The sequence below is a fragment of the Pseudomonas sp. genome, assembly GCF_049645325.1.
Taxonomy (GTDB): Bacteria; Pseudomonadota; Gammaproteobacteria; order Pseudomonadales; family Pseudomonadaceae; genus Aquipseudomonas.
Genome location: NZ_JBARTQ010000300.1, coordinates 1 through 5,699, shown reverse-complemented (window position 1 = coordinate 5,699; position 5,699 = coordinate 1). Strand labels below are relative to the sequence as shown.

Annotated in this window: 4 protein-coding genes; all 4 read right to left on the bottom strand. The window is 65.8% G+C overall.

What is annotated here, in order from left to right; all coding sequences use genetic code 11:
* Positions 1–3,074: error-prone DNA polymerase (locus WBB95_RS13515; protein WP_424488029.1), on the bottom strand; the 3,074-nt coding region annotated here is incomplete at its 3' end.
* Positions 3,050–4,465, bottom strand: a complete 1,416-nt coding sequence (locus WBB95_RS13510; RefSeq protein WP_424488028.1) for a Y-family DNA polymerase — start codon at positions 4,463–4,465, stop codon at positions 3,050–3,052. The genes WBB95_RS13515 and WBB95_RS13510, both read right to left, overlap by 25 nt.
* A gap of 7 nt (positions 4,466–4,472) precedes the next feature.
* Entirely contained in the window at positions 4,473–5,087 is a 615-nt protein-coding gene (imuA, locus tag WBB95_RS13505; RefSeq protein WP_424488027.1) for a translesion DNA synthesis-associated protein ImuA, read from the bottom strand.
* Positions 5,087–5,699 (bottom strand): transcriptional repressor LexA (gene lexA / locus WBB95_RS13500; RefSeq protein ID WP_424488026.1); only part of this gene is annotated, 613 nt, incomplete at its 5' end. The genes imuA and lexA, both read right to left, overlap by 1 nt.

The following is a 5,699-nucleotide window of genomic DNA, read 5'->3' as shown; positions in this document are numbered from 1 at the left end:
CGCACATTGATCCCTTCCAGCAGCGGCGTCAGGTCAGTCAAACGCCCGGCGATCAGGTGCCGCACCTCGCCCACCGCCTCCCAGCGCCCGTCCACTTTCAGCAACCGCGAGCCCACCAACGCCTGGCGTTGGCGCTCGGCCAGGTCGCGCCAGACCACCACGTTGAGGTTGCCGAATTCATCTTCCAGGGTGACGAAGGTCACACCGCTGGCGGTCCCCGGGCGCTGCCGACCCGTCACCAGGCCGGCGACGCTCACATTGCGCCCATGCTCCACTGCCATCAGCTCCAAAGAACTGCGGCAGCGCCGCTTGCGCAACTCATCACGCAACAACGCCAAAGGATGCGGGCCAAGCGTGGTGCCGACGGTGGCGTAGTCAGCGTGCAGGTCTTCGCCGACCGAAGGTGTCGGCAACACCACCGCGGCTTCGTCCGGGCTGGGCAACCCTGCGAATAACCCAAGCTGTTTGTGCACACCCGCCACGCTCCAGCGCGCGTTATGCCGGTGCCCCGCCAATGCGCGCAAGGCCCCGGAATCTGCCAGCAACGCCTGGGCACGGGCATCCAGCCCGGCACGCTCGTCGAGGTCGGCGATGTCGCTGAACGCGCGGCGCTGGCGGGCGGCTTCGATGCGCCGTCCGTCTTCCTCACGAAACCCCGAGATCATGCGCAAGCCCATGCGAATCGCCGGCTGCGCGTTGTCGATAGGTTCCAGGCTGCAATCCCAATCACTGGCCAGTACATCCACCGGACGCACCTGCAAGTGATGGCGCCGCGCGTCCTGCAGGATCTGGTCCGGGCTGTAGAAGCCCATGGGCCAGCTGTTGATCAGCGCACAGGCGAAGGCCGCCGGTTCATGGCATTTGAGCCAGCAACTGGCGTAGGTCAGCAAGGCAAAGCTGGCCGCGTGGGACTCGGGAAAGCCATAGCTGCCAAAGCCTTTGATCTGCTCGAAAATCTGCGCGGCAAAGGCTTCGCTGTAGCCGTTTTTCAACATGCCGGTGCGCAAGCGCTGTTGATGCGGTTCCAGGCCTCCGTGGCGTTTCCACGCGGCCATGGAGCGGCGCAACTGGTCAGCCTCACCGGGGCCATAGTCGGCGGCGACCATGGCGATTTGCATCACCTGTTCCTGGAACAGCGGGATGCCCAGAGTGCGCTCCAGCACTGCTTTAAGTTGTGGCGACGGGTAAGTTTCGGGTTCTTCCTTATTACGCCGGCGCAGGTACGGATGCACCATGCCACCCTGGATCGGCCCGGGCCGCACAATCGCCACCTCGATCACCAGGTCATAGAACTTCTGCGGCTTGAGCCTGGGCAACATCGACATCTGCGCCCGCGACTCGATCTGAAACACACCGATGGTGTCGGCCTTGCTGATCATCGCGTAGGTGGCGGGGTCTTCCTTGGGGATCGTCGCCAGGGACAGGTCGCGGCCACGATGGCGGCGCAGCAAATCGAAGCAACGGCGGATTGCGCTGAGCATGCCCAAAGCGAGGATGTCCACTTTGAGCAGGCCGACGGCGTCGAGGTCGTCCTTGTCCCACTGGATGATGGTGCGCTCGGCCATGGCCGCGTTTTCCACCGGCACCAGCGTGTCCAGCGGGTATTCGGAAATCACGAAACCGCCGGGGTGCTGGGACAGGTGCCGGGGAAAACCGATCAATTGCTGGGTCAGCGTGAGCACGCGGCGCAGGATCGGGCTTTGCGGGTCGAAGCCGCCTTCACGCAAACGCTCCAAGGGCGGCGCGTCTTCACTCCAGCGCCCGCAGCAGTCGGCCAGGGCATTGATCTGATCCGGCGGCAAGCCGAGGGCCTTGGCCACGTCACGCACCGCACCGGCGGCGTGGTAGCTGCTGACCACCGCCGTCAGCGCCGCGCGGGTGCGGCCATAACGCTGGAATACGTATTGCAGCACTTCTTCGCGACGTTCGTGTTCGAAGTCCACGTCGATATCCGGCGGCTCGTTGCGCTCCTTGGACAGGAACCGCTCGAACAGCATGTTGGTCAGGCTCGGGTCGATCTCGGTGATGCCCAAGGCAAAACACACCGCCGAGTTAGCCGCCGAGCCCCTGCCCTGGCACAGGATCGAACGGCTGCGGGCGAACTGCACAATGTCGTGCACGGTAAGAAAATAGCTCTCGTAACCCAACTCGCTGATCAACTTCAGTTCCTTGTTGATCTGTTCCAGGGTCTTGGCGTCAACGCCCTTCGGCCAGCGCCGCGCAATGCCCTCTTCGGTCACGGTGCGCAACCAGGATTCGGCGCTGTGGCCTGCCGGCACCAATTCACGCGGGTAGTGGTAGCGCAATTGGCTCAGGTCGAAGGTGCAGCGGCGCGCGATGGCCAGGGTTTCGTCGAGCAACCTCTGCGGGTAAAGCGCGGCCAGGGCGTCCAGACCACGCAAGTGCCGCTCGCCATTGGGGTGCAGGCACGTGCCGGCTTCAGCCACCGGCACGTGATGGCGAATGGCAGTCATGGTGTCTTGCAGGGCGCGCCGGCCACGCGCGTGCATGTGCACATCGCCGCAGGCCACCGCCGGGATTTTCAGGCTGGCCGCCAGCGCCAGGCGTTGCGCCAGGTGGCGCGCATCGTCCTGGCCGCAATGCAGGTGCACCGCCAGCCACAGACGCTCGTCGAATGTACGGCGCAGCCATTGGATCGAAGCCTGGGTGTCGCCGTCGTCGGCCACCCACAGTGCCAGCAGGCCCGGCAGCGGCTGCTCAAAGTCTTCCTGCAACAGGCGATAACGGCCCTTTTCGGCACGACGTCGCGCCACGGTAATCAGCCGGCACAGGTGCTGGTAGCCGCTGAGGTCTTCCACCAGCAGCACCAGTTTCGGGCCGTTCTCGATGCGCATCTCGCTGCCGATAATCAGCGGCAACGCCACCGCCTTCGCCGCCTGCCACGCCCGCACGATGCCCGACAACGTGCATTCATCGGTGATCGCCAGCGCGCTGTAGCCTTGGCGCTTGGCCCGCTCGAACAACTCCAGCGCACTCGACGCACCGCGCTGGAAGCTGAAGTTGGAGAGGCAATGCAGCTCGGCGTAGTTCATGCAAACCAGCCTTGCAGCCATAAGCCATCGTCTTGCCCCACGGTGCGGTAGGCCCAGCCTTGCTGGCCGGCGCGGGTCTGGACCAGGTAATAGTCGCGGCGAATATCGGCGCCGTCCCACCAGCCGGATTCGATGCGTTCCGGGCCCATCATTATCTGTACGCCGTGCTCGGCCAGCAGCGTCGGCTCGTGCAGCAGCCAGCCGGGGCGTTGCACCTTGTTCAAGCTCGGGCACGGACGCGTGTCGGCGGCAGCTTGCCAGGCGCATTCAGGTCGGTGGTCGGCGTGAAAGCGCAGGCCTTGCACGGCCTCATCCCCCAGGCGTGCGCGCAGGCGCTCGCGCAATTGCTCCCACGGCAGGGTCTGTTGCGGGCGGTCGTCGAACAGGTCCTGACGTTGCGGCACGAACACCGGCAGGTCCTGGGCCACCAGACGAAAGCCACGCACTGGCGAGGTGACTTGCACCTGCTCCAGACGGCCACGGGCCAGCTCGAACAACATCGAAGGTTCGCGCTCGGCACTGAGCAAGCCGACCTTGATCACGCTGTCAGGGGCCTGGGCATGTTCCAGGTGCAGGTCAAAACGCTGCACGCCACTGTCGCGACCGCAGAGGAAGGCGGAGAGGTCACCGGTCAGACGGCGCAAGGGAAACAACAGTGCCTGGTGGGATTGCACGTCGAAATTTAATTCGATGCGCACGTCGAACTGGTCCGGCGGCTGATAGAACGCCAGGGCCAATGGCCGCTGCCCGCTCAGTGCATCGAGGTGCTTGAGCAAACCGGCATCGAACCGCCGCGCCAAGGTGTGCCGGGGCAATGCCTGCACCTGGGCCAGGCTGCGCAGCCCCATGCGCGACAAGGCAGTGGCGGCCTGTGGATCAAGGCCGGCGCGGTCGATGGGCAGCGGTGCCAGGGCCTGCATCAAAGCGGCATCATCGGCCACGGCCAGGCCATCGTAGAGATTGGCCAGCACCCGCGCCGCCGCCGGGTTGGGCGCAGCCACGATGCGGTGACGAAAGCCCAGCTCAGTCAACTCCTGGCGCAGGCGTGCCTCGAATTGCGGCCACGGGCCAAACAGCCCCAGGCTCGACTCGATCTCGAACAGCAAGGCGCGGGGGTAATACACACTGACCTGGGAACTGAAACGGTAGGCCCAGGCAGCGAGAAACTGCTGCCAGCGTTCAATTTCCACGGGGTCGTATTCGGCGCTGGCAAAGGTCTTGGCCAAGGCATGGGCTGCCGTCAGCGATTGCCCGGGACGCAAACCCAACGCGCGGGCGGCGTCGTTGACGGTTTGCAGCACGCGCCGCTGCGGCGTGCCGGCCAGCAACGCGAGCGGTTGGTCGGGCTCGGGATGCAGACGCTGCACCCCGTCCAGCGCCAATTGCGGGAAGACAATACACACCCAGCGCATGGCAACCTCAGTGCCCCGCCAGCGCAATCGGCGCCGGATGGGCCAGCCCGCCACGGCACTTGAGCACTCGCACCTGGGCGGGTTTAGCGTCGACTGCCAGGCGCAGGGCGGCGGGCGATGAGTTGATTGCCTCCTGCAAAGAGCGCCAGGCAAACGCCAGGGTCTGCCCGGTTTCGGCTGCCACCTGCAAGCGGCGCAACGCCCGATCATCAGCCTTGCGCGGCCAGCACAGCACCGCGCCACAACTGCCGGAGCGCAGGCATTGCTCCACCGCCCACAAAGCATCGCGCTCCTCGGCCTGGACCACCGACAACTGACGCAAATCCACTCCGGCGTTTTGCCAGGCATGGGGGTACGGCGTATAGGGTGGCGCCACCAGCACAATGCGCTCCCCCGCTGCCGACAAACGCGCCAGGGTTGGCAGCACCAACTGCAGCTCGCCCACGCCTTCCTTGGCCATCAGGATTTCACTCAAGGCAGACTCCGGCCAGCCGCCTGTGGGCAGCACTGCATCCAACGCCGCCAGCCCGGTGGGGTGCAGGCTGGCCGGCGGCGCGGCGGGCCGGCCCTTCCAGACTCGCCCGCCGTTGAACAGCGAGTCCAGGGCAACCACGGCGCCCATCAGCCTTGCCTCACCAGGCCGCAGAACACCCCTTCGATGGCCAGGTCCTGGTCGGGCCCTACCACGATGGGTTGATACGCGGGGTTGCGCGGCAGCAGGCGCACATGCTCGCCGGTGCGTTCAAAACGTTTGATGGTGACTTCGCCGTCCAGGCGCGCCACCACGATCTGCCCGTTCAAGGCCTCGGCGCTGCGACGTACGCCGACCAGATCGCCGTCGAGGATGCCGTCTTCGATCATGGAGTCGCCTTGCACCCGCAGCAGGTAGTCCGGGGTTTTCGCGAAGGTGCCGGGGTCGAGCTGCAAGCGGCTGTGCACTTCGGCGTCGGCGCCGATGGGCAGCCCGGCGGCGACTCGACCCAGCACTGGCACGTCGAGCCATTCGGGGCGTGCCGGTTGGTTGAGCAGGCGGATGCCACGGGCCTGGTTGGGGTTGACCTCGATGAAGCCGGCTTCGGTCAGGGCCACCACATGCTTGCGCGCGACGCTGCGAGAGGCGAAGCCGAACGCCTCGGCGATCTCGGCGAGGCTGGGGGGTTGGCCTTGTTGCGCGATACGGTCGCGGATGAAGGTCAGGATGGCTGTGCGGCGGGGGGTCAGGGTTGTCATGGAG

Coding starts and splice junctions, on each gene's coding strand:
- WBB95_RS13510 (WP_424488028.1), bottom strand. CDS start 4,465: ATGCGCTGGGTGTGTATTGTCTTCCCGCAATTGGCGCTGGACGGGGTG.
- imuA (WP_424488027.1), bottom strand. CDS start 5,087: ATGGGCGCCGTGGTTGCCCTGGACTCGCTGTTCAACGGCGGGCGAGTC.